The sequence below is a fragment of the Rathayibacter sp. VKM Ac-2805 genome (assembly GCF_009834265.1).
Taxonomy (GTDB): Bacteria; Actinomycetota; Actinomycetes; order Actinomycetales; family Microbacteriaceae; genus Rathayibacter.
In genome coordinates this window covers 2,291,265-2,314,829 of record NZ_CP047185.1, presented here as the reverse complement: position 1 = coordinate 2,314,829, position 23,565 = coordinate 2,291,265, and the positions used below count along the sequence as shown (strand labels likewise).

Here is a 23,565-nt window from a genome sequence, read left to right as displayed (position 1 = left end):
AGGGGGGACGGGTGGCGCGGCGGGCTCAGGACCGGCCGGCGGGATCGCCGGTGGGCCCCTCGGAGCGGGCGCCGACGGCTCCCTCCGCGAGCGTGAGGACGAGTGCGCCGCCGGCCGGTGCGTCGCCGGGCGCCCGGACGACGTGCCCGGCCGCGTTCTGGACGATCGCGTAGCCGCGGTCGAGGGTGTGCTGGGGGGAGAGGGCGCGCAGGTGGCCGTGCAGGCGCTCGACCTCGAGGTGCGCGCGCTCGAGGCGGCGGTCCACCAGCTCGGCGCCGCGCGCCACCCAGCGGGTCAGCTCCTCGGAGTGCCGATCGACCAGCACGTGCGGCTGGGCGAGCACCGGCCGCGAGCGCAGCTGCGAGAGCCGGTCGATCTCGTGCGAGACGAGCCCGCTCACGCGGCCGGTCATCCGCAGCCGGGCCTGCTGCACGCGCAGCAGCTCGTCGGAGACGTCGGGCACGACCCTCTTCGCGGCGTCGGTGGGAGTGGAGGCGCGCAGGTCGGCGACGTCGTCGAGCAGCGGGCGGTCGGCCTCGTGGCCGATCGCGCTGACGACCGGAGTGGAGCAGGCGGCGACGGCGCGCACGAGCGCCTCGTCGCTGAAGCCGAGCAGGTTCTGGAAGTCACCGCCTCCGCGGGCGATCACGATCACGTCGATGCTGTCGTCGGCCTCGAGGGTCCGCAGGGCCGAGAGCACCTCCGGGACCGTCCGGTCGCCCTGCACGGCCGAGTGGACCACCCGGAAGCGCACGGCCGGCCAGCGCAGCTGCGCGTTCCGCAGCACGTCCTTCTCGGCGTCCGAGTCCTTGCCGGTGATGAGGCCCACGCCGTGCGGGAGGAACGGCAGCGGCTTCTTGCGGGAGGCGTCGAACAGCCCCTCCGACGCGAGCTGCCGGCGGAGCCGCTCGAGCTTCTCCAGCAGATCGCCCAGGCCGACGTGGCGCATCTCGAAGACCTGCATCGAGAGCGTGCCGCCCTTGACCCAGTAGTTGGGCTTCACCAGCGCGATGACCCGGTCGCCCTGCTTGAGGTCGGCCGGGAGGCGGCTCCGCACCGACGACCAGACGGTGAAGCCGACCGTCGCGTCTCCGGACAGGTCCTTCAGCTTCCCGTAGACGTTGCCGCCGGACGCGCCCCACTGGGTGATCTCGCCCTCGACCCACGCGGTCCCGAGGCGCTCGATCCAGCCCTTGATCTTGCTGGCGAGCAGGCCGACCGGCCAGGGTGCGTCGGCGGTGGGTGGGGCGTCGGTCATCGCTGCCTCTGCTCGGAGGGACGGGGGAGCGGGAGTGCCCTCCCGCGACGACAACGGTACGGGACGGGTCCGACACCGGGACGGCCCGGGCACAGGATGCACCACGTAGAATCAGGGGGTGAGCCAAGTCCCGATCAGCCTGCCCATGCCGCGCATGCCCCGCGCCACAGGGCGTCTGCGCGACGTCCCCGTCGAGGGCCGCAAGCGCGTCCTCCTCGCCGCGCCCCGCGGCTACTGCGCCGGAGTCGACCGCGCGGTCGTCGCCGTCGAGAAGGCCATCGAGCACTACGGTGCCCCGGTCTACGTGCGCAAGCAGATCGTGCACAACGTGCACGTCGTCTCCACGCTCGAGAGCCAGGGCGCGATCTTCGTCGACGAGGTCGACGAGGTGCCCGAGGGATCGCACATCGTCTTCAGCGCGCACGGCGTCTCACCGGCCGTCGTCCAGGGCGCGGCCGACCGCGGTCTCCAGGCGATCGACGCGACCTGCCCCCTGGTGACGAAGGTGCACCGCGAGGCCGTCCGCTTCGCGCGCGACGACTTCGAGATCCTCCTCATCGGCCACGAGGGCCACGAGGAGGTCGAGGGCACCGCGGGCGAGGCCCCCGATCACGTCACCCTCGTCGGCAGCCCCGACGACGTGCCGAACATCGTCGTGAAGGACCCGGACAAGGTCGTCTGGCTCTCGCAGACGACGCTCTCGGTCGACGAGACGATGGAGACGGTGCGCCGCCTCCGCGAGCGCTTCCCCAACCTGCAGGACCCGCCGAGCGACGACATCTGCTACGCCACGCAGAACCGCCAGGTCGCGATCAAGAAGGTCGCCGCGGGCGCCGAGCTGGTCATCGTCGTCGGCTCCGCGAACTCCTCCAACTCCGTGCGCCTCGTCGAGGTCGCCCTCGAGTACGGCGCGAAGGCCGCCTACCGGGTCGACTACGCGAGCGAGATCAAGCAGGAGTGGCTCGAGGGCATCCGCACCGTCGGCGTCACCAGCGGCGCCTCGGTGCCCGAGGTGCTCGTCCAGGAGGTCCTCGACGACCTCGCCGCCGCCGGGTACGGCGATGTCGAGGAGGTCAAGACGGCGGAGGAGGACCTGATGTTCTCGCTCCCCAAGGAGCTGCGCAAGGACGTCGCCGGCAAGCGCGACGCCCGCGGCGTCGGTGGACGCATCAGCGCGGGAGCGGGCGCCTAGAGCGTTCCGGCCCGGACACGGAAGAGGCCGCCCTCCCTCGGGAGCGGCGGCCTCTTCCGTGTGCGGTGGAACGGGGATCGACGCTAGACGTCGGTGCCCGCGCCGCCCTGCGAGCCCGACATGCGCGTGACGTACTCCGCGAACGTCGGGTCGCCCAGGATGGCGATCGCCGCGACGATCAGGGAGAGCAGCACGGTCGCCGCGATCCCGAGGATCGGGACGAGCACGGCGCGCTTCCCCGCGCGGAGCCGTCGGATCGAGATCCACACCGCGAAGGCGACGATCAGCGACTGGGCGAGCGCCACCACGACGCCGAGGATCCGCGCGAGCTCCGGCGACGCGTAGGTGCCGATGCCCTGGGAGCGGTAGAGCTCCTGGAGGGTCGTCGCGAAGCTCGAGGGATCGAGCAGCGTCGGCACGGCGAAGAACACGCCGAGCGCGAGCAGCACGATCGTGAGCAGGCGGTCGACGGGATGCGCGACCGGCTTCGCGGCCGGAGCGGTCGCGGGCCTCGGATCGGTCTCCGACCCCCTCGGGTCGGGGACGACCACGGCGTCCTCCGGCGGCTGCCACGACCAGCCGGGCGGCGCGTACTCGCCGTACTGCGGCTCCGGACGCCTGTCGCCCGGCTGATCGTGTGCGTTCGTCACGGAGCGGTGCCCTACTTCCCGGAGTTCCCGGCCGAGCCGAGCTGACGGGTCGCTTCGGCGACGCGCGCGGCCATCGCGGTCTCGGCGATCTTGCCCCACGAGCGCGGGTCGTAGACCTTCTTGTTGCCGACCTCGCCGTCGACCTTGAGGAAGCCGTCGTAGTTCTTCAGCACGGTGTCCGCGACGGAGCGGCTGAACGCGTACTGCGTGTCGGTGTCGATGTTCATCTTGACGACGCCGTTGCGGACCGCCTCGGCGATCTCCTCGTCGGTCGAGCCCGAGCCGCCGTGGAAGACGAGGTCGAGGGGGAGCGCACCGGTGCCGTACTTCGCCTGCAGGCCGTCCTGGATCTCGCGGAGCAGCTCCGGGCGCAGTCGGACGTTGCCCGGCTTGTAGACGCCGTGGACGTTGCCGAAGGTGAGGGCGGCCATGTAGCGGCCCTGCTCGCCGAAGCCGAGGGCCTCGACGGTCGCGATCGCGTCGTCGAGCGTGGTGTAGAGGTGCTCGTTGATGTCGTGCGAGACGCCGTCCTCCTCGCCGCCGACGACGCCGATCTCGACCTCGAGGATGGCGTTGATGTTCTTGACGCGCGGGAGGATCTCCTTCGCGATGGCGAGGTTCTCGTCGAGCGGGATCGCGGAGCCGTCCCACATGTGCGACTGGAAGAGCGGCTCGCGACCGGCCTTGACCTCCTCCTCGGAGGCGGCGATCAGCGGGTAGACGAAGCCCTCGAGCGCGTTCTGCGGGCAGTGGTCGGTGTGGAGCGCGACCGTGACCGGGTAGTTCTTGGCGACCTCGGTCGCGAACCTCGCGAAGGCGATCGCGCCTGCCGCGCGGTTCTTCACGGTGTGGCCGGCGAAGTAGTCCGCGCCTCCGGTGGTGACCTGGATGATGCCGTCCGAGCCCGCCTCGGTGAGGCCCTGGAGGACCGCGTTGATCGTCTGCGACGACGAGACGTTGAACGCCGGGTAGGCGAAGCCGCCCGCCTTCGCCTTGTCGAGCATCTCTGCGTACTGGTCCGGGGTAGCGACGGGCATGGCATCTCCTTTGACGGATGAACGAAGGGGGGTCGGGCGAGGCCCGCGTCGCGGACGAGTCTAGCGAGGCGCCCCTCCGCGGTCCCTCCGCCCGTGGAGGGCCCTGGACTAGGCTTCGGGCAGGGATGGGGATCCGCTCCGCGGGTCCTGCGACGACGTGCACGAACTCGACGACGAAGGACTCCGCTCTGTGATCGACAACGACTCGCTCTACCTCCACCCCGACCGCAACCTCGGCATGGAGCTCGTCCGCGCCACCGAGGCCGCCGCGATCCGCGCCGTGCCCTTCATCGGCAAGGGCGACAAGAACGCCGCCGACGGCGCAGCGGTCGACGCCATGCGCACCTTCCTCGGGACCGTGAACTTCGACGGAGTCGTCGTGATCGGCGAGGGCGAGAAGGACAACGCGCCCATGCTCTTCAACGGCGAGCACGTCGGCAACGGCTCGGGGCCCGCCGCCGACATCGCCGTCGACCCGATCGACGGCACCTCGCTGACCGCGGCCGGGCGCCAGAACGCGCTCTCGATGATCGCCGTCGCCGACCGCGGCGCGATGTTCGACCCCTCCGCCGTGTTCTACATGGAGAAGATCGTCACCGGGCCCGAGGGCGTCGGGATCATCGACATCCAGCGCCCGATCGGCGAGAACATCCGCGCCCTGGCCCGCGCCAAGCGCAAGCCCGTCGAGGAGATGCGCATCGCGGTGCTGGACCGCCCGCGCCACGCTCAGCTGATCGAGGACATCCGCGCGGCCGGAGCCGGCACGCGCCTCCTGCTCGACGGCGACGTCGCGGGCGGCATCAACGCCGCTCGCCACGACTCCCGACTCGACATGTGCGTCGGCACCGGAGGCACGCCCGAGGGCATCATCACGGCCTGCGCCATCCGCGCGCTCGGCGGAGTGATCCAGGGCATCCTCCGCCCGAAGGACGACGACGAGCGCCAGCGCGCCATCGACGCCGGCCACGACCTCGATCGCGTCCTCCACGCCAACGACCTCGTCCGCAGCGACAACACCTACTTCGTCGCGACCGGAGTGACGAACGGCGGGCTCGTGAAGGGCGTGCGCAAGGAGGGCCACGTCATCACGACGGAGTCCATCGTGCTGCGCTCCCGCTCGGGCACCATCCGCCGCGTGACCGCCCAGCACCTCGCGGAGAAGTGGGTCTAGGCCGTCACGCTCTCTCAGAGACGCCGCACTGCTGCCGAGGCGCCGCCCCGCTGACGGCGCACTCGACGAGTGCGGCGGCGTCTCGGCGTGCAGGACGCGGAAGGACACCGGCCTCGGTCACCGAGGCGAGCGGGCGGGGCCGCGGCGGGTCTCGAGACGCCTCGCGGGCGCTCCTCCGCCGAGCCGCGGAGGTGGAGCGCCGTCGCGAGCTGCGGTCGTCCGGGTGTCGAGCCGGATGGACGGCGCCGCTCGCGCCCGGCCTGCACGCCCGGTGCTCGCTCAGCGGGGACCCGGGACCCTACGCGCTCCGCTCGGACCCGTCCTCCGCGGCGAGCAGCTCGACGGCGGTGAGGCGGCGCGGCGAGGAGGCGACTCCTCCGACCGGGGCGATGACGCGCGACTCGTCGAGGGAGTCGAACTGGCGCGCGGTGACCAGCACGCGGCTCTCGAGCGAGCCGGCGAAGGCGTTGTAGGAGTCGACCGTCTTCTCGAGCGAGCGGCGCAGGCCCTCGGCGTGGTCGGCGAGGGTGCCGAGACGGGCGTAGAGCGTCTTGCCGAGGTCGAGCAGGCGCTTGGCGTCGTCGGTGAGCACGTCCTGCTGCCAGGTGTAGGCGACGGTCTTCAGCACCGACCACAGGGTCACGGGCGAGGCGAGGGCGACGCGCTTGCGGAACGCGTACTCGAGCAGGCTCGGGTCGGCGTCGAGCGCGCTCGCGAGCAGCGGCTCGCTCGGCACGAACGCGATGACGAACTCGGGGCTCGCCGGGAGACCGGTCCAGTAGGAGCGGGCGGCCAGCGCGTCCACGTGGCCGCGGAGGGCGCGGACGTGCGCGCGCAGGAGCCCTGCGCGCCGCGCCTCCTCCTCTCCGCCGGCGCCCGCGGGGATCGCGCTCGCCTCCAGGTACGCGTCGAACGGCACCTTGGCGTCCACCGCGATCGCCTTGCCGCCGGGCAGGCGGACCACCATGTCGGCGCGGCCGCGGCCCGCCTCGCCCTCGAGCCCGAACTGCACGTCGAAGTCGACCCGCTGGGTGAGCCCGGCGGCCTCGACGACGTTCCGCAGCTGCGTCTCGCCCCAGGCGCCGCGGCTCGTGGTGGAGCGGAGCGCGGACGCGAGGGTCTCGGTCGTCGAGCGCAGCTGCTCGCCCGCCGCCCGCTGTCCCTCGAGCTGCTCGGTGATCGCCCCGAACTGGGCGGCGCGCTCGCGCTCGAGCCGGCCGACCGCCTCCTGCATGCCGCGCAGGCTCTCGGCGACGGGGGAGAGGGTCTGCAGGATGCGCGCGTCGTGCCGCTCGCGCTCAGCGACGACGCGCAGCTGCTCCTGGAGCTCGCGGATCTGGTCGCGGGCGGAGCCGAGGTGCTCGCGGTGCTGCTCGACGACGGCCTCGTGCCGCTCCTCCAGGCCCTCAGCGCGGGCGCGGGCCGTCGCGAGGTCGAGGGCGAGGGCGGCGTCGGGCGTGCGGGAGCGGGCGAGGAGGACGGCCACGACTCCCGCGAGGAGCGCGCCGACCACCAGGCCGAGGACGAAGGAGAGATCCATGCCGCCGATGACACCACGCACCTCCGACATCGAGCGATCGACGCGCCACGACCACCGAACGAGGGCCAGGACGCCCTGCGACCGCCTCGTAGACTTCGCGATCATGGGGAATCACCACCGCTCATCGCGCCTGCTCACGGCCGCGCTCGCTCTCGCCGTCGGGCTCGGCACCGCCCTCGTCCCGATCACCTCCGCCTCCGCCGCCGAGGACGCGCCGTCGACCGTCTCGGTCGAGACCGGCGCTCTCGACGCGTCCCTCGACCGCGCCGACCTCGGCGTCCCGGACCAGTCGACGCAGTACAGCGCCGAGGAGACGAAGAGCTTCCGCGCCGGCTTCATCGTCAGCGACGCCCAGTTCTTCGACGGCGACGCGCTGAGCACCGGTCAGATGCAGTCGCTCCTGGACGAGAAGGGCAGCCGGTGCTCCACCGCCGGCACCGCCCCCTGCCTCAAGAACTTCTCGCAGGCGACGCCGTCCAAGGCGGCGGACGCGATGTGCAGCGCCTACCAGGGCTCCGGCAGCGAGTCGTCGGCCTCGATCTTCACGCGCGTCGGCCTGGCCTGCGGCATCAACCCGCTGGCCCTGGTCGTGCTCGTGCAGAAGGAGCGGAGCCTCGTCACCGACGCGACGCCGAGCCCCGAGGACTACGCCAAGGCGACCGGCTACAACTGCCCGGACACCGCGGCGTGCGACCCCGGCTCGGCGGGCTTCTTCACGCAGGTCTACAGCGCGGCCCGCCAGTTCAAGCGCTACGCCAACCCCCCCGGCTCCGGCTCGAACTTCACCACCTACGCTCCGGGCACGACGCCGAACGTCGCCTACTACCCGAGCACCGCGTGCGGCTCCTCGCCGGTCACCATCCGCAACCAGGCCACGGCCGACCTCTACTACTACACGCCGTACCAGCCCAACGACTACGCGCTCACCGGCTCCGGCAACGCCAACTGCGCGACCTACGGCAACATCAACTTCTGGTACCTCTTCAGCGACTGGAACCCGAACGGCACCCTGGCCAACGCGGGGATCGCCCCCGCGGGCCGCGTCGACGCCCCGCGCATCTCGGGCAGCACGCTGAGCGTGTCCGGCTGGGCCGTGGACCCGACGACGCAGCAGGCCGCTCTGAGCACGACGGTCACCGTGACCGGCCCCGACGGCACCCGCACGGTCCGCACGCAGACCGCGAACGGCGACCGCGGCGACATCCCGGGCGAGTACTCCGTCGCAGGCCGCGCGCACGGCTTCGGCGCCACCACGCCCGTCTCGGCGCCCGGCGCCTACCAGGTCTGCGTCTCCGCCGACTCCGTCGAGTGGAACCGCTGGGTCGGCTCGGGCGACTCCCGCGGCCCCGGCCGGAAGGACCTCGGCTGCTCGACCGTGAGCACGTCGGCCGGGATCGACGTCTCGCGCCTGGCCGGCACCGACCGCCAGGGCACCGCCGTCGAGATCTCGAAGGCCGTCTTCGGCCCGAACGTCCCCGTCGTCTACATCGCGACCGGCGCCAACTTCCCCGACGCGCTGAGCGCCGCCCCGGCCGCGGCCAAGCAGGGCGGTCCGCTGCTCCTGGTCGACCGCGACGGCATGTCGCAGCCCGTCCGCGACGAGCTCGCCCGCCTGAAGCCCGCGGAGATCGTCGTCGTCGGATCGGAGCTCAGCGTCGGCAAGGGCGTGTACGACCAGCTCAAGGACTACACCCCGGCGATCCAGCGACTCGGCGGGACCGACCGCTACGACACCTCGAGGAAGATCATCCAGTACGCCTTCTCCGGCGGATCCTCGCGCGCCTGGCTGGCGACCGGGGAGAAGTTCCCGGACGCGCTCGGCGCGAGCGCGGCAGCCGGCTCGGTGAACGCTCCCGTCGTCCTCGTCAACGGCACCGGCGGCACGGCCGACGCCGTGACGAAGGGCATCCTCTCGAAGCTCAAGGTGCAGGACCTCACCGTCGCGGGCAGCGCTCTCTCGGTGAGCGACGGCATCGTGGACTCGCTCGGCGTGCCGAGCGTGAAGCGCATCGGCGGGGTCGACCGCTACGACACCTCGGAGCAGCTGAACCGTGCCGCCTTCTCGAGGGCCAAGACCGTGTTCCTGGCGACGGGCGAGAACTTCCCCGACGCCCTCGCCGGAGCCACGGCGGCGGGCTACTCGAACAGCCCGCTGTTCGCCGTGCCGACGAACTGCGTGCCCCGCGCCGTCCTGACCGACATCGCGAAGTCGGGAGCGCAACGGGTCGTCCTCCTCGGCGGTCCCACGACCCTCTCGGAGGACGTCGCGCGCCTCACCCCCTGCGGCTGATCGCCCGCGGCCCCGCCACTAGCGTGGAGGGATGACCCCGACCGCACCGTCCCCGACCGGCGTCCGACGCCGGCGGGGCGGTGCGGTCGCCGTCGTCGGGGCGCTGGTGGCGCTCCTGCTGGGAGGGTCCGTCGACGGCACGCGCCTCGCCGCGGTGCCGTCCGAGCCGCAGACCGTCCGGCTGTGGACCTTCCTCCAGCCGGGCCCCGTCGCGGCCGACTTCGACCCGGGCGACCTGATCTCCGACGAGGTCTTCTTCGCCGGCGACGCGCTCGGACCGCTCACGGTGCAGGCGTTCCTCGACGCCCGCGTCCCCGACTGCGCGGGCGGGCCGGTGCCGTGCCTGCGCGACTACGCCGAGGACACCGCGGCGATCACGGCCGACGAGCAGTGCGATGCGCTGCCCGCCGGACGCGACGTCCCGGCCGCGGAGATCATCACCTCGGTCGCCGGCGCGTGCGGCGTGAATCCCGCCGTCCTCCTGGTGCTGCTGCAGAAGGAGCAGTCGCTCGTGACCGATCCGGAGCCGAGCGAGCGGCAGTTCCGCAGCGCCACGGGCTACGGCTGCCCGGACACCGCGGACTGCGACACGGACTCCTACGGCTTCGCCGCGCAGGTGTACGGAGCGGCGTGGCAGTTCCAGCGCTACCGGAATCCGGACTCGAGCTTCGACTGGTACCCGGTCGGCGCGGCCGGCGACGTCCGCTACTCCCCGGACGAGTCCTGCGGTACCGCCCCGGTGACGATCGCCAACGCGGCCACGGCGGGTCTCTACTACTACACGCCGTACCAGCCGAATGCGGCGGCGCTCGCGAACCTCTACGGCGAGGGCGACGACTGCTCGGCCTACGGGAACCGGAACTTCTGGCGCATCTTCAGCACCTGGTTCGGCGACCCCCGCGGCTGAGCCGATCGTCTCGAGCCGGCTCGGCATGACGGACGTCAGGCGGCGACGGGGGCCTTCGGGCGCAGGCGCTTCACGGAGACGCCGGCCAGCTCGCCGAGCTCGGCCATGCTCGCGGCGCCGTGCCGCCGGGCCGCGTGCACGACGATCGCGGCGCACGCCTCGGCGTCGGCCGACGCGTCGTGGTGGCGGAAGTCCTCGAAGCCCGCGGCCATGGCGACGACGGGGAGGCGGTAGGAGTCGAGCTCGTACGTCTTGCGGGCGAGCTGCAGCGAGCAGAGGTAGTCGTACTCGGGGTGCTCGAGGGAGGTCGCCGCGCAGGCTGCGCGGATGACGCCCATGTCGAAGCCGGCGTTGTGCGCGACGAACACGTCCTCGCCGGCGAAGGCCGCCAGGTCGGCGAACTGGTCGACCCAGGAGGCGGCGGCGTGCACGTCGTGCTTGCGGATGCCGTGGATCCGCGTGTTCCACTCGAGGAAGTCGTCGTACCCCAGCGGCGGGCGGATGAGCCAGCCGGCGCGGTCGACGACGCGGCCGTCGCGGACCTTGACGAGCCCGACGGAGCAGGCGGAGGCCCCGTGCGAGTTGGCGGTCTCGAAGTCGATGGCGGTGAAGTCGATGGGCACGCTCCAGCCTCTCACGCACCTCCGACGCCGCAGGGAGCGTCGCGCGCGCGTCGCCGCGGGGCGGCCGTGGGCGCCCGCCGGCCGCGCACCGGGCGCCTCCCGTTCCTCCGCGACCCGCCCGCCCGGCCCGTCCGCCGCCACGCCGTAGGATGGATGCCCGTGGCTCTCACTATCGCAATCGTCGGTCTCCCCAACGTCGGCAAGTCGACGCTCTTCAACGCACTGACCAAGAACACGGTGCTCGCGGCGAACTACCCGTTCGCGACGATCGAGCCGAACGTGGGCGTGGTGAACCTGCCCGACTCCCGCCTCGAGGTGCTCGCCGGGATCTTCGGCTCCGAGCGCATCCTCCCCGCGCCCGTCTCCTTCGTCGACATCGCCGGCATCGTGCGCGGCGCGTCCGAGGGCGAGGGCCTGGGCAACAAGTTCCTCGCGAACATCCGCGAGGCCGACGCCATCGCGCAGGTCATCCGCGGCTTCGAGGACTCCGACGTCGTCCACGTCGACGGCAAGGTCGACGCCGCGAGCGACATGGAGACCATCAACACCGAGCTCGTCCTCGCCGACCTCCAGACCCTTGAGAAGGCCGAGGCCCGCTACGAGAAGGAGCTCAAGGGCAAGAAGATCGAGCCGATCGTGGTGGAGACCGCGAAGAAGGCGCGCGAGTTCCTCGACCAGGGCAAGCCGCTGTCGGCCTCCTCGATCGACCTCGAGCCGATCCGCGAGCTGGGCCTCCTGACCGCCAAGCCCTTCATCTACGTCTTCAACGTCGACGAAGCCGTGCTGACCGACAACGGCCGCAAGGCCGAGCTCTCGGCGCTCGTCGCGCCGGCCAAGGCGATCTTCCTCGACGCCAAGATCGAGTCCGAGCTGATCGACCTCGACGAGGCCGACGCCGCCGAGATGCTCGAGTCGACCGGCCAGACGGAGTCGGGCCTCAACCAGCTCGCGACCATCGGCTTCGACACCCTGGGCCTCCAGACGTACCTCACGGCCGGCCCGAAGGAGACGCGCGCCTGGACCATCGGGAAGGGCTGGACCGCGCCCCAGGCCGCCGGTGTCATCCACACCGACTTCCAGAAGGGCTTCATCAAGGCCGAGATCATCTCGTTCGACGACCTCGTCGAGACCGGCTCGATCGCCGAGGCCCGCGCGAAGGGCAAGGCCCGCATCGAGGGCAAGGACTACGTCATGCAGGACGGGGACGTCGTGGAGTTCCGCTTCAACAACTGAGGGAGACACTCCCTTATTTGTGCATCGTCGTGCGAAGCAGCGAGTAATAGTGTTTCAGCGGTGTTTTGATCCGATAAATGCCGCGAGCTTGGCAATCTAGGTCTCCATTGCGCACTAATTCTGCCGCTCTCGCCGTGGGCCGCCGGAGTCGACCACATGCCAAGACGCAATCAGTCGATGCCGGTAGGCACCTTTAATCAGGCTGCGAGCAAGTTGGCCATTTGCCGCGCACGACAATTGACTGGTTCGAGTCGCTCCCGCGCTTCCCTTTCGTGGAAAGCTGAAGAGGCTTTAAGTACTCGCTAGACCAGTGCAAATGCTAACAACTGCCGAGGCTTTCATTTTCCGTCTTCAGTGATCAGCCGAAGCATCCGCATAGCACTCGCTAACGTGTTGAGTTCTTGGAGCGTGATGGGGTCGGGGGAAAAATGCATAACATCGTTCCGAATCGTGCGGACGCGGTCCATGAGGGAATACATCATGCCCTGGTCGACGCCGCGCCACCCAAGCTTGTCCCACAGCGGCTGGCGTTTGAGGGCCAAAACGTAGGTCCCGAGCGTTTTGCCGGTATTCGGCACTCTCACGTCGTTCTCGATCAATTCCTGGTCGGAGCAGTGCGCTCGCACGTGCGTACCAAGCCGCTTCTCAATCTCATCTAGCTGAATTAGAGGAGCTTGGTCATCGCCAAACTTTTTCGTCAGGTCGGCAGCAGTCACAATTCCCTGTACGCGGCCGTCGGCGTCTCGGACAAAAACATAGCCGTAATCGGAGATTCGGCTTGTTAGGCTAAGAAGTTCCTCGGAAGTGGCTACGGATTGAGCTTCAACCATGGCATCTCTCACACTCTTAGGATTGCCCGAAGCCCATGCCATAGCGATTGACTCCCATGTCAGAGCACCAATGAGTCGACTAGCGTCATCCACAACGGCAAGCTGTGAATAAGATTCCACAGCCATCCTCGTGAGTGCTTCGGGAAGGCTAGTGCTTGCTTCGACTGCTGCGACGTCCGTGCTTGCGCTGGGAAGGCTACCCACGGCGTAGCGGATCTCGCCACTAATGACATCCTGGGTTGTGCGTTTCGCGCTGTCGATTTCTTCTTCGCTAACCTCGACTTGCTCCCGAATTCGAGAATCGTCAGGGCTATCCGCTTCCGGCGTCCCATCGGCGGCGAATTGAATCTCATCGTCAATCGTACCTTCAGTGATTGCAGGCACAGCTAGAAGTCCATAATCACTCAGCGCCGTAGTGATAACCTCGATGCTAGTCGACGTCCGCCGAAAGTAGCCCCATCGTGCGAGAAGATCTCGGACGATGGTGACAGGGTGCTCACCCTGCTCGACCTCTGCCGCGATGCCCGCGAGGTACTCCTCGGAGGCCGACTCCTCAGACGAAGGAGCTCGCGGATCACTGCCTTGCTGAAAGACAATGTCAAATCGGTGCGCAGCGTCATTGCGTGAAAGTTCGCACAGAGTCGGCAGTGCCCCGAGAGACGCTTGCAGGTCCGGTCCGAGCGCGTCCTTTTGTCGAAGCTCTCGCGACCAATTGACGGGGCGTGTGTGCTGGCACCCCGGCGCAGCGTTTGGGTCAAACTTATAAGGGCCGATGATGCGGCCGACTGCAACCTTGCCCCAATCGCTCTTCATAGGCATGATGACGACATCTCCGTCGGCCATTACGTTCACGAAGCGCCACATCTGGCCTGCCCAACTACCCAGCGTCCGCTCACTCTTCGTCTCCCCGTAAACCGATCGAAGCTCGGTTTTTAGGGTGTGCTGTGACTGGAATTCGGAAAGATCGGCACGTACTGCAGTCCAACCCGGCAGCAGAGTCCCTTCGGCGAGTGCCTCCTGCTCGCGTTGCCCGTCGGCTCCCGCTCGAACCATCCATGCGCGCACACTTACCCCCAGTCTTAGATCAAGCAGCTGAGCCTACCTCGCGCGCACACTAATTGTCTTCACTCTCACCGGATCTGCGCCAGCAGAAGTGAGGCGAAAGATGTGCGGGTAAGCAACCATCCTGCCGGCGGGGTCATTGAAGACGTTCGAGGAGAGGGCCGAGATGCTAGAGCGAAGGTCAACTGGCCCCGCCCAGGTTGTTTGGAACGGCAGAAGTTGCATCGACGGTCGGCCTCGTTGATAGCTTTCGGTTGAGGAACATCGTGGAGTTCCGCTTCAACGTCTAGGATGACCTACTCGGCTCGAGGCGCCCGGTCCGCTCGGACTCCCGGATCCGCGAGCCGGGCGCTTTCTCGTGGCGGTGCGGGGTCGCCGACCTCGGGAATCCATCGCGACGTCGGTCACGTCCTTTGACGTCTGCCCCGTCCTGCTCAGTTCAGCACGTCCCCGATCAGCCAGCTCGACAGCCCGACGAGGGTGCAGACGCCGACGACCACCCAGGCGACGGTCCGGCGGACCGAACGGGAGACCGCCTCCGAGCTGCGGGGAGTGGGACGCAGCGGCGGCGTGTACGCGGGCGGGACGGTGTAGGTCCGGGCCGGCGGGAGGAGTCGGGGGAGAGTGACCGGACGGCCGTCGACCCACTCGGCGGGCAGCTCCGCGGCCTTCGCGGCCTGCAGTGTGAGCTCGACCTTCAGCGGGGATCCGCGGAGGGAGGCGTAGGCGGCGGCGGTGAGACCGAGGCTCGCGAGGTGGCGGAGGGTCGGGGTGAAATCCGCCGAGAGGGTCGGGGAGAGCTCGCCCACCCGCTCGCCGTCGAGACGGAGCTCGACGAGGTCGCCGGCCGGGTGCAGGGTCACCAGCAGCAGGCCGCGGCCGCTCGCCGGAACGACCGTCGAGAGGCGGGCGAAGTGCTCGTCCTCGCGCAGGACCGGCAGGCCCCGCGACCAGGGGAGGATCGAGTGGCGCTCGACGGGCGGCTCGTTGAGCGGCACGAGCAGCTCGGGGGCGACCAGGGCGACGCGGAGGACGGCCCGCAGGCCCTCCTCGCCGCGCTCGACCCGGAGGCGCGCGGTCGTGACCGGGACGGCTCCGCTCGCCACGACCCGGTCGAGAGCGGCCCGGTGGGCGGAGGCGTTCGGCAGGTAGCCGAGGACGCGGCCGCCGGCCCGGACCGAGACGGCGTCGAGGCCGGTGGGGTGGTCGGGCTCGGGGATCAGGTCGACCTCGAGGGTCCGCTCGTCGATCTCGCCCTGCTCGAGCGTGCGGCCGATCAGATCGGCGATCTCCTCGATCCGCTCGGCCTCGGCGAGGGCGTCGACGCTCGGGGCGCCGTCGGCGTTCGGGAGCCGGTAGTCGACGCGCTCCGTGACGGGGGTGACGGGTGCGTCCCGCACCACCGCGGCACTGTCCTGCGCGGAGCGGCGCGCCCCGGTGAACCGCCTGCCGTCCCACCAGCGCATCTCGGCCGCATCGGCCTCGTCGCGGTACCAGCCCGCCGGCGCACCCTCGTCCATCGACCCCCCGTTCCTCCGGCGAACGAGTCTACGAGGAGGGCGGGAGCGTCAGAGACCCGGGTCCGTGGCGGCGGGATCCTCGGGGCGAGCGCGGCCGCGGGCTCTCCCGAAGCGGGGCCGCTCCACGCACCGGACTCCTGCGCCCGAGGGCCGGCGATCCACTCCAGAGCCTCGCGGACGAGCATCCGGACGTGACGCGCGTGGCCGATGGTGACGGGGGCGGGATCCTCGAGGACCTCGAGCAGGCGCTGCAGCACGGCACGGCTCTGCAGCCGTGTCATGGGCCTCACGGTAGGGGCCCGGTCGCTCGGACGGTAGTGCCGATCCGCGACAGCGCACCCGTCTAGGCTCGCCACATGACTCGTCTCGACGGTGCCGTCGTCCTCGTCCTCGGAGCCTCGGGCGGCCTCGGCCGCCTCCTGGCCGATTCGCTGGAGGCGCGCGGTGCCGTCGCGGTGCGCTCGGGGCGCGACTCCGCGGCGCTCGGCGAGACACCCCTGGTCGCCGACCTGCGCGGGGAGGACGAGCCCCGGCGCGTGGTCGCCGAGGTGCTCGAGCGGCACGGGCGCCTCGACGGCGTCGTCGTGGCCGCGGGCGTCGTGGCCTTCGGGCCCTCCGCCGAGCTCGATCCGGCCGTTCTGGAGGAGCTCGTCGAGGTGAACGCGCTGGCGCCGATCCGGGTGCTGACCGCCGCGCTGCCGTCGCTCGTCGCGTCGGCGGGCGAGGGGCGCGAGCCGTTCGCGCTGACCATCAGCGGCGTGGTGGCGGAGGCTCCGACCGCGGGACTCGCCGCGTACTCCGCCTCGAAGGCGGCACTGCACTCCTTCGTGAAGGCCTCGGCCCGCGAGTACAAGCGGGCGGGCGTCCTCCTGCTCGACGCGCGCCCCGGCCACACCGAGACCGAGCTGTCCCGGCACCCGCTCGCGGGAGACGCGCCCCGCTTCGGCGCGGGTCTGGCGCCGCAGGACGTGGTCGACCGGCTGCTCGACGCGGTCGAGGGCGGCGAGACCGACCTGCCTCCTGCGGCGTTCACCGGCTGACGCCGTCCCGAGACGAGGCGGAGCCGGTCGATCCTCGCGGGAGCGCCCCGGATCGAGCACTGCAGCCTCGGCTGCGTACAGCCGCCGTGATCAGCCTGCGCATCCGGCGGCCGGGACCGCGATCGGCGCGGCAGCCCGTCCGACCGTCCTCCCCGCAGACGCGGGGATACCCGCCGTTCACCGGAGCGTCGCACGGGCGCACTAGCGTCCCTCCGTGCCCGACACCGCCGATGACGCCCTCCGTCCCACTCCCGAGCTGCTCCGCACGCTCACGCCCGCCGACGCGCGGGACCTCGTCGTGCTGGACGAGGACGACGACGATCCGGTGCTCCTGCGCCGCGACGGCACGCAGATCGACACCTGGCGCGAGGGCTACCCCTACGACGAGCGGATGTCGCGCGAGGAGTACGAGGCGGGCAAGCGCCTCCTCCAGATCGAACTGCTGAAGCTGCAGAACTGGATCAAGAAGCACGGGCGCCGACTCGTGGTCGTGTTCGAGGGGCGCGACGCCGCGGGCAAGGGCGGCACCATCAAGCGCTTCACCGAGCACCTCAACCCGCGCGGAGCCCGCGTGGTCGCGCTCGAGAAGCCGACCGAGCGCGAGGCCGGTCAGTGGTACTTCCAGCGCTACGTCTCGCACCTGCCGGCCGCCGGCGAGATCGTCCTCTTCGACCGCTCCTGGTACAACCGGGCCGGCGTGGAGCGCGTGATGGGCTTCTGCACGCCGGCGCAGTACGACGAGTTCATCCGCCAGACGCCGCTGTTCGAGCGGATGCTCGTCGGCGACGGCATCGACCTGGTGAAGCTGTGGTTCTCGGTCTCGGCGGAGGAGCAGCGCACCCGGTTCACGATCCGCATGATCGACCCCGTGCGCCAGTGGAAGCTCTCGCCGATGGACCTCGCCTCGCTCGACAAGTGGGGCGACTACACCGCGGCCAAGGAGGCGATGATGGCGGCGACCGACACCGCCGACGCTCCCTGGACCATCGTGAAGAGCAACGACAAGAAGCGCGCCCGGCTCGAGGCCATGCGCTACGTCCTGAGCCTCTACGACTACGACGGACGCGACGAGGAGGTCGTGGGCCCGCTGGGTCCGGACCCGCTGATCGTCGGATCGGCCGCGGACGTGTACGAGCGCGGCGAGCACGCCGCGACGAGCTGACCGGGGGGACGGACATGGGGGAGTCGGGGATCGGCGCGGAGCTGCCGGGGGTGCACCTGCGCTGGCTGGCGCTCGACGAGCAGACGCTGGACGCCGAGCGGCTGCTGCCGCTGCTGAGCGACGAGGAGCGCGAGCGCTACGCCGGCACGGTCGCCGCGTCGGCGGCCGAGCGCTTCGTCTTCGGGCGGGTGCTCCTGCGGATGCTCGCGGCCGAGCTCACGGGGACGCGCGCGTCGGAGGTCCGGGTCGTCGCGTGCTGCCCGCGCTGCGGGGGCGCGCACGGACGGCCGCGGCTGAAGGGACGCGGGGTCGCGCTCGAGCTGCTGTCGGTGAGCATCGCGCACTGCGCGGGCGCCGTCGTGGTCGCGGCGAGCAGCGCGGGTGCGGTCGGCGTCGATGTGGAGCCGACGCTGGGCACGCCCGAGCGCGGGGAGCGGATCACGCGCATCGCCGGAGCGCCCTTCGCCACGGGCGGGATGCGCCCCGCCGACCCCGTCCTGCACTGGACCCGGATCGAGGCCGCTCTGAAGGCGGACGGCCGCGGGCTCGAGCTCGACCCGCGCCGGGTGCACGTGCACGAGTCGCACCACGCGGCGGAGGCGCGGATCGACGGCGTCCGCTTCCGGCTGGCCGAGCCGCAGCTGGACCCCGCGCTGCGGGTCAGCGTCGCCCTCGGGCCGATGGGGGACGCGGGCGCCGGGCCCATCATCGGCTGGCGGCGCGAGCACGGTGACGCGCTCGCGGACTCGCTGGTGTCAGCGCCCGGGCGGTAGCGGCGGCAGCTCCTCGTCGAGGAGCCAGGCGTCGAGCAGGTCGTCCACGCCCTCGCCGAGGACCTCGGTGCAGAGCTCGCGGAACTCCTCGTCGGTGACGGCGGCGGAGGCGTAGCGGGACGTCCACTCCCGCAGCAGCCGGAGGAAGTGCTCGTCGCCGACGGTGAGCCGCAGCGCGTGCAGGGTGAGCGCGCCGCGCTTGTAGACGCGGTCGTCGAAGAGCGCGACCGGCCCCGGATCGGCGAGCACGAGATCCTGCGCCGCAGCCCGCAGCACCGCGTGGTGGCGGCGGGCGCAGGCGTCGGCGGTGGCGCGGCCCGACTCCTCCGACCACAGCCACTCCGCGTAGCAGGCGAACCCCTCGTTGAGCCAGATGTGGCGCCACCGGGCGATGCCCACGCTGTTGCCGAACCACTGGTGCGCGAGCTCGTGAGCGATGAGGCGCTCCGAGCCGCCGCGGCCGTCGGCGTGGTTGGCGCCGAACACCGCCATCGCCTGCGCCTCGAGCGGGATCTCCAGCTCGTCCGCCGTGACGACGACGCAGTAGCGGGCGAAGGGGTAGGTCCCGAACAGCCGCGTGAACAGGGCGAGCATGCGCTCGAGCGGAGCGAAGTCGTGCGCGACCCGAGAGGCCAGGGCGGCGGGGCGGGCGAGGGTCACCGTGACCCCGGCGAGCACGCGCTCCTCGATCGCGTAGCGGCCGATCTGCACCGAGGCGAGGTACGCGGCGCTGGGCTCGCGCTGCTCGTAGAGCCAGGTGCGGCGGCCGGAGCGGGCGCTCGAGTCGACGAGCACCCCGTTCGCGAGCACGGCGTAGCCCTCCTCGGCGGTGACGCGCAGGCGGTACGGAGCCTTCTCGGCGACGTCGTCGTTGCAGGGGAACCAGGTGGAGGAGCCGGAGGGCTGCGAGGCGACGAGCACCCCGTCCTCCAGCTCCTCCCAGCCGAGCTCGCCCCAGTGGCTGGCGCGGGGGGCGGGGTGGCCGCTGTACTCGATCTCGACGTCGACGCTCTCGCCGGCGGCCAGCGGCTCGGCGGGGGACACCCGCAGCTTGTGCGGCGCCTGCTCGTGGCGGGCGCGGCGTCCGTCGATCCGGACGCGGGACACGCGGAGCCGGGAGAGGTCGAGGGAGAACCGCCGGAGCGGCTGCAGCGCGACGATCCGCAGCACGGCCCGGCCTGCCAGGCGGTTCGAGGCGACGCGGTAGTCGAGGTCGAGGTCGTAGGACTCGACGCGGTAGCCGGTGTTCCCGATGCCGGGGACGTAGGGGTCGCCGGCGGTCTCGAGCCCGGTCAGCGCGGGGCTCACGCGACGGGCGCGTGGTAGTCGGCGACGCGCACCTCGCGCCACGGGCCGATCGGGTTGCCGCTCCAGCGGCTGCCCGCGGGCACGAGCTCCCCCCGCATGACGAGCGAGGCGGGGCCGACCGTGCCGTGCTCGGCGATCCGCGCGGCGGGGAGGATCACGCTGTGCGGGCCCAGGGTGGCGCCGGCGTCGAGGCTCACGAGATCCATGCTCATGATTCGATCATGGAACAGGTGCGTCTGCACGACGCAGCCCCGGTTCACGGTCGCTCCGTCGCCGAGCGAGATCAGATCGGCCTCGGGGAGCCAGTAGCTCTCGCACCAGACGCCGCGTCCGATCCGGGCGCCGAGGCTCCGCAGCCACCAGACCAGCGCCGGAGTGCCCGCGGCGGCGTGGGCGAACCAGGGCGCGGCGACCATCTCGGTGAAGGCGTCGGCCAGCTCGCTCCGCCAGACGAACGAGGACCACAGCGGCTGCTCGCTCGGCTCGACCCGCTGGATCAGGATCCACTTCGCGGCGGTGGAGACGGCCGCGGCGACCGCCCCGGCGGCCAGCAGGACGACGCCACCCGCGAGCGCGGCGAGCACCGACCCGAGCGTCTGGATCAGCGCCAGCAGTCCGGCGACCACGCCGAGGCCGATCGCGACCGAGACGACCACCGGGACGAAGCGGCCGAGCTCCCACGCGATGCGGGCCGCGCGGAGTCGGCGGGCGGGACGGAAGGTGCGCGCCGACTCCGCCTCGACGACGGTGCGCCGCAGCCGCACGGGCGGTGAGCCGAGCCACGACGAGCCCGCCTTCGACTTCAGGGGCGCGGAGGAGAGGACGGCGACGAGACCGCCGGCGGGCACGGTGTGACCGGGAGCCGCCATGCCGGAGTTGCCGAGGAACGCGCGCTCGCCGATCTCGGCGCGGGCGAGCCGCATCCAGCCGCCGCCGAGCGCGTAGGAGGCGACGAGCGTGTCGTCGGCGAGGAACGCGCCGTCGCGGATGGTCGTCATCGCGGGCAGGAGCAGCACCGTCGAGGCCTCGACGTCGCGTCCGACCTTCGCGCCGAGGAGCCGCAGCCAGACCGGGGTGAACAGGCCCGAGTAGAGCGGGAAGAGCAGGACCCGCGCGGAGTCGAGCAGCCGCTCCGTCGACCAGACCTGCCAGCCGATCCGACCGCGCACGGGGTGGGTGCCCGGCTCGACGCCCCGGCCGAGCAGGCGCACCAGGACGACGACGAGAGCGGCGAGGACGACTCCGGAGACGGCGACGGCGGGCACGAGGGCGACGAGAGCGGGCCCGAGCGCGGCGCCGAGGCCGGCCGAGCCGCGCACGGCGGCGGCCACGACGGCGAGCCCGGCCGCGAGGGCGAGGACCGGGACCGCCGCGAGGCCGACCGCGGACGCTCCGTACGCCCAGACCCAGCCCGGGCGGCGCGCCGGGCGCTCCGAGGGGAACCCGGCGTTCGCCCTGCCGAGCCGCTGGGCGGGGGATCCTCCCCAGCGCTGCCCGGCCGGCACTCGCCCGAAGACGGCCGATCCCGGCTCGATCTGCGCGTGCTTGCCGATCCGGGCGCCGGGGAGGAGCGTGCTGCGCGCGCCCACCGTGCTGCCGGCGCCGACCCGGACGGCGCCGACGCGCAGGACGTCGCCGTCGATCCAGTAGCCGGAGAGGTCGACCTCGGGCTCGATCGCGGCGCCGCGCCCGAGCGTGAGCATCCCGGTCAGCGGAGGGAGGGAGTGCAGGTCGACGTCGTCGGCGATGCGGGCGCCGAGCGCGCGGGCGTAGTAGGCGACCCAGGGCGCGCCCGCCAGGCTCACGGCCTTGAGCTGGAAGGCGATCTGCTCGGCCAGCCAGAGCCGGAGGTGCACGCTCCCGCCGCGCGGGTGGTCTCCGGCTCGGATCCCGCGCAGCAGGGTGCGCGCGGCGAGGACGGTGAGCCCCATCCGCCCGAACGGCGTGAGGAAGAGCGCGAACGCGGGGATCAGCGCGGCGAGCGGAGCGGTGGGCAGCCAGCCGAACCCCGGCACCAGGTCGAGCACCGCGGTGACGGTGAGGATCGCAGTGATCCAGCGGGCGCTGCCGAGCACGAGCAGCGGTGCGCCGAGGAGGGTCTGCAGCACGCGCATCCTGAGGGGGACCGGCGCGATGCGGTGAGCGGACACCTCCGCAGTGCCGGTCGAGCGGCTCTGGATCTCGGCGGCCATCGCCGCGAGACGCGGGTGGGCGTAGACGTCGGCGACGGTGAACTCGGGGTCGCGCTCGCGGATCCGCGCGACCAGCTGGGCGGCGGCGAGGGAGCCGCCGCCGAGGTCGAAGAAGTTCGCCCGCTCGTCGACCGGCACGCCGAGCACGTCGCGCCAGAGGGCGGCGAGCCACGCCTCCTCGGGGTCGAGGGAGGCGTCCTCGGTCGTGCCCACGGCGAGCGGCCAGGGGAGTGCGGCGCGGTCGACCTTGCCGGAGACGCGGGTCGGCAGCTCCTCGACCACGGCCAGCAGCGGCACGAGGGATGCGGGCAGCTCCTCGCGCAGGCGGGCGAGCGCCGCGTCGCGGTCGAGCTCCCGGCCGCCGGCGAGGGCCAGGTAGCCGACGAGGACCTGGTTGCCGGCCGACGTGGTGCGGACCGCGGCCGCCGCCCCCGAGACTCCGGGGAGCGCCTGCAGCGCCGCCTCGACCTCGCCGAGCTCGATCCGCCGACCGCCGAGCTTCACCTGGTCGTCCGCGCGCCCCTGGAAGACCAGGCCGGCGCTCTCGAAGCGCACCAGGTCGCCGGAGCGGTAGGCCCGCTCCCAGCCCAGGAGACGTGCCGGCGCGTACTTCTCGGCGTCCTTGACCGGGTCGAGGTAGCGCGCGAGCCCGACCCCGCCGATGACCAGCTCGCCGACCTCGCCCTCGCCGACCTGCTGCCCGTCCGCGTCCACGACGGCGAGCCGCCAGCCGTCCAGCGGCAGCCCGATGCGCACCGGGGGAGGCCCGCCGAGGGGCGCGGCGCAGGCGACGACGGTGGCCTCGGTCGGCCCGTAGGTGTTCCAGACCTCGCGGCCCTCGACGGCCAGGCGCTCGCCGAGCTCCGGCGGGCACGCCTCGCCACCGAAGATCAGCAGGCGGACGTTCTCGAGCGACTCCGCGGGCCAGAGCGCCGCGAGGGTCGGCACGGTCGAGACCACGGTGATGCCGTGCGTGGTCAGCCAGGGGCCGAGGTCCATGCCGCTGCGGACCAGCGAGCGGGGAGCGGGGACGAGGCAGGCGCCGTGCCGCCAGGCGAGCCACATCTCCTCGCAGGACGCGTCGAACGCGACCGAGAGACCGGCCAGCACCCGGTCCCCGGGGCCGAGCGGCTCCGCCTGGAGGAAGAGGCGCGCCTCAGCGTCGACGAAGGCGGCGGCGGAGCGGTGGCTGACCGCCACTCCCTTGGGGGTTCCGGTGGAGCCGGAGGTGAAGATGATCCAGGCGTCGTCCTCGAGCGAGGGCGGCTGCAGCAGCGGGATCGACGCCGTGCTCGGGTGCGGCGCGCTCGCGGTGAACAGGCGTGCGGCCGGCTCGTCGGCGCTGGTGCGCTCGAAGCGCCCGGAGCCGGTGATCACGCCGCGGACGGCGGCCTCGCCGAAGACGAGGCGCGCCCGTTCCTCGGGGTCGTCGGCGTCCACCGGGACGTACGCGGCTCCCGCGGCGAGGACGGCCAGGATCGCGAGGTAGAGCTCGCGGGAGCCGCTGGGCATGCGGATCCCGACGCGGTCGCCGCGTCGGACCCCGGCGGCGGTGAGCTCGCCCGCGAGCTGCACCGTGCGGGCCAGCAGCTCCCGGTAGCTGAGCGCGCCGGCCGGGTCCTCCAGGGCGGAGGCGTCCGGGTGGCGCTCCGCGGTGTCGCGGAGGACGTCGACCAGCGTGCGGGGAGGAGGGGTGGCCGCTCCGGCGTCGAGCACGTCCTGGGGGCCGGCCGTCTCGGTCACGTCTCGTCTCCGTCCCGGCCGCGCGATCGGGAGC

17 protein-coding genes are annotated in these 23,565 nt (G+C 71.9%); 8 read left to right on the top strand and 9 right to left on the bottom strand.

Features of this window, described 5'->3' with window-relative positions; genetic code table 11:
* Nucleotides 1-25: 25 nt before the first annotated feature.
* A complete protein-coding gene (gene xseA / locus GSU40_RS10755; RefSeq protein WP_104224417.1) occupies nt 26-1,258 on the bottom strand; it encodes an exodeoxyribonuclease VII large subunit in 1,233 nt (410 codons plus the stop codon).
* A gap of 145 nt (nt 1,259-1,403) precedes the next feature.
* Between xseA and GSU40_RS10750 the strand changes: the two genes are divergently transcribed.
* A complete protein-coding gene (locus GSU40_RS10750) occupies nt 1,404-2,450 on the top strand; it encodes a 4-hydroxy-3-methylbut-2-enyl diphosphate reductase (RefSeq protein WP_104225527.1) in 1,047 nt (348 codons plus the stop codon).
* Nucleotides 2,451-2,533: 83 nt separating this feature from the next.
* On the opposite strand, the gene GSU40_RS10745 is transcribed toward GSU40_RS10750, so the two are convergent.
* Both GSU40_RS10745 and fbaA read right to left on the bottom strand, forming a co-directional pair.
* Nucleotides 2,534-3,100, bottom strand: coding sequence for a DUF6264 family protein (locus tag GSU40_RS10745; RefSeq protein WP_104224415.1), 567 nt, complete (start codon nt 3,098-3,100; stop codon nt 2,534-2,536).
* Nucleotides 3,101-3,111: 11 nt separating this feature from the next.
* Nucleotides 3,112-4,137 (bottom strand): class II fructose-bisphosphate aldolase, encoded by a 1,026-nt coding sequence (fbaA, locus tag GSU40_RS10740; RefSeq protein WP_104224414.1) that lies wholly within the window; start codon nt 4,135-4,137, stop codon nt 3,112-3,114.
* A 238-nt stretch (nt 4,138-4,375) separates the two neighbouring features.
* Here fbaA and glpX point away from each other — a divergent pair, with 238 nt between their 5' ends.
* Nucleotides 4,376-5,308 (top strand): class II fructose-bisphosphatase, encoded by a 933-nt coding sequence (gene glpX, locus GSU40_RS10735; RefSeq protein WP_097165697.1) that lies wholly within the window; start codon nt 4,376-4,378, stop codon nt 5,306-5,308.
* Nucleotides 5,309-5,606: 298 nt separating this feature from the next.
* Here glpX and GSU40_RS10730 read toward each other — a convergent pair whose 3' ends face one another.
* Nucleotides 5,607-6,848 (bottom strand): DNA recombination protein RmuC, encoded by a 1,242-nt coding sequence (locus tag GSU40_RS10730; RefSeq protein ID WP_208543311.1) that lies wholly within the window; start codon nt 6,846-6,848, stop codon nt 5,607-5,609.
* A 103-nt stretch (nt 6,849-6,951) separates the two neighbouring features.
* Here GSU40_RS10730 and GSU40_RS10725 point away from each other — a divergent pair, with 103 nt between their 5' ends.
* A complete protein-coding gene (locus tag GSU40_RS10725; RefSeq protein WP_160034943.1) occupies nt 6,952-9,138 on the top strand; it encodes a cell wall-binding repeat-containing protein in 2,187 nt (728 codons plus the stop codon).
* Nucleotides 9,139-9,169: 31 nt separating this feature from the next.
* A complete protein-coding gene (locus GSU40_RS10720) occupies nt 9,170-10,045 on the top strand; it encodes a hemagglutinin (RefSeq protein ID WP_160034941.1) in 876 nt (291 codons plus the stop codon).
* Nucleotides 10,046-10,080: 35 nt separating this feature from the next.
* Here GSU40_RS10720 and GSU40_RS10715 read toward each other — a convergent pair whose 3' ends face one another.
* Nucleotides 10,081-10,668 (bottom strand): exonuclease domain-containing protein, encoded by a 588-nt coding sequence (locus tag GSU40_RS10715; protein WP_104224410.1) that lies wholly within the window; start codon nt 10,666-10,668, stop codon nt 10,081-10,083.
* Between the two features lie 159 nt (nt 10,669-10,827).
* Between GSU40_RS10715 and ychF the strand changes: the two genes are divergently transcribed.
* On the top strand, nt 10,828-11,901 hold the full coding sequence (gene ychF, locus GSU40_RS10710; protein ID WP_160034939.1) for a redox-regulated ATPase YchF: 1,074 nt from the start codon (nt 10,828-10,830) through the stop codon (nt 11,899-11,901).
* A gap of 338 nt (nt 11,902-12,239) precedes the next feature.
* Here ychF and GSU40_RS10705 read toward each other — a convergent pair whose 3' ends face one another.
* The gene (locus GSU40_RS10705; RefSeq protein ID WP_160034937.1) at nt 12,240-13,796 is read right to left on the bottom strand and encodes a CBS domain-containing protein; all 1,557 of its coding nucleotides are present in this window, start codon (nt 13,794-13,796) and stop codon (nt 12,240-12,242) included.
* A 431-nt stretch (nt 13,797-14,227) separates the two neighbouring features.
* Complete coding sequence (locus tag GSU40_RS10700; protein ID WP_160034935.1) at nt 14,228-15,313, bottom strand: DUF2510 domain-containing protein; 1,086 nt, start codon at nt 15,311-15,313, stop codon at nt 14,228-14,230.
* 356 nt (nt 15,314-15,669) lie between these two features.
* Between GSU40_RS10700 and GSU40_RS10695 the strand changes: the two genes are divergently transcribed.
* From GSU40_RS10695 to GSU40_RS10685, 3 genes are all read left to right on the top strand, one after another.
* Nucleotides 15,670-16,353, top strand: a complete 684-nt coding sequence (locus GSU40_RS10695) for an SDR family oxidoreductase (protein ID WP_104255094.1) — start codon at nt 15,670-15,672, stop codon at nt 16,351-16,353.
* A 301-nt stretch (nt 16,354-16,654) separates the two neighbouring features.
* The gene (ppk2, locus tag GSU40_RS10690; RefSeq protein WP_244229668.1) at nt 16,655-17,515 is read left to right on the top strand and encodes a polyphosphate kinase 2; all 861 of its coding nucleotides are present in this window, start codon (nt 16,655-16,657) and stop codon (nt 17,513-17,515) included.
* Between the two features lie 14 nt (nt 17,516-17,529).
* On the top strand, nt 17,530-18,288 hold the full coding sequence (locus tag GSU40_RS10685) for a hypothetical protein (protein WP_160034933.1): 759 nt from the start codon (nt 17,530-17,532) through the stop codon (nt 18,286-18,288).
* Here GSU40_RS10685 and GSU40_RS10680 read toward each other — a convergent pair.
* Both GSU40_RS10680 and GSU40_RS10675 read right to left on the bottom strand, forming a co-directional pair.
* Nucleotides 18,271-19,596 carry a M1 family metallopeptidase gene (locus tag GSU40_RS10680; protein ID WP_244229455.1) on the bottom strand — a complete coding sequence of 442 codons (1,326 nt, stop codon included), beginning with the start codon at nt 19,594-19,596 and terminating at the stop codon, nt 18,271-18,273. The genes GSU40_RS10685 and GSU40_RS10680 overlap by 18 nt on opposite strands.
* Nucleotides 19,593-23,531 carry a Pls/PosA family non-ribosomal peptide synthetase gene (locus GSU40_RS10675; RefSeq protein WP_244229454.1) on the bottom strand — a complete coding sequence of 1,313 codons (3,939 nt, stop codon included), beginning with the start codon at nt 23,529-23,531 and terminating at the stop codon, nt 19,593-19,595. Before GSU40_RS10675 ends, GSU40_RS10680 begins: the two co-directional genes overlap by 4 nt.
* Between the last annotated feature and the right edge of the window lie 34 nt (nt 23,532-23,565).

Coding starts and splice junctions, on each gene's coding strand:
- xseA (WP_104224417.1), bottom strand. CDS start 1,258: ATGACCGACGCCCCACCCACCGCCGACGCACCCTGGCCGGTCGGCCTG.
- GSU40_RS10750 (WP_104225527.1), top strand. CDS start 1,404: ATGCCGCGCATGCCCCGCGCCACAGGGCGTCTGCGCGACGTCCCCGTC.
- fbaA (WP_104224414.1), bottom strand. CDS start 4,137: ATGCCCGTCGCTACCCCGGACCAGTACGCAGAGATGCTCGACAAGGCG.
- glpX (WP_097165697.1), top strand. CDS start 4,376: ATGGAGCTCGTCCGCGCCACCGAGGCCGCCGCGATCCGCGCCGTGCCC.
- GSU40_RS10730 (WP_208543311.1), bottom strand. CDS start 6,848: ATGGATCTCTCCTTCGTCCTCGGCCTGGTGGTCGGCGCGCTCCTCGCG.
- GSU40_RS10725 (WP_160034943.1), top strand. CDS start 6,952: ATGGGGAATCACCACCGCTCATCGCGCCTGCTCACGGCCGCGCTCGCT.
- GSU40_RS10720 (WP_160034941.1), top strand. CDS start 9,170: ATGACCCCGACCGCACCGTCCCCGACCGGCGTCCGACGCCGGCGGGGC.
- GSU40_RS10700 (WP_160034935.1), bottom strand. CDS start 15,313: ATGGACGAGGGTGCGCCGGCGGGCTGGTACCGCGACGAGGCCGATGCG.
- GSU40_RS10695 (WP_104255094.1), top strand. CDS start 15,670: ATGACTCGTCTCGACGGTGCCGTCGTCCTCGTCCTCGGAGCCTCGGGC.
- GSU40_RS10685 (WP_160034933.1), top strand. CDS start 17,530: ATGGGGGAGTCGGGGATCGGCGCGGAGCTGCCGGGGGTGCACCTGCGC.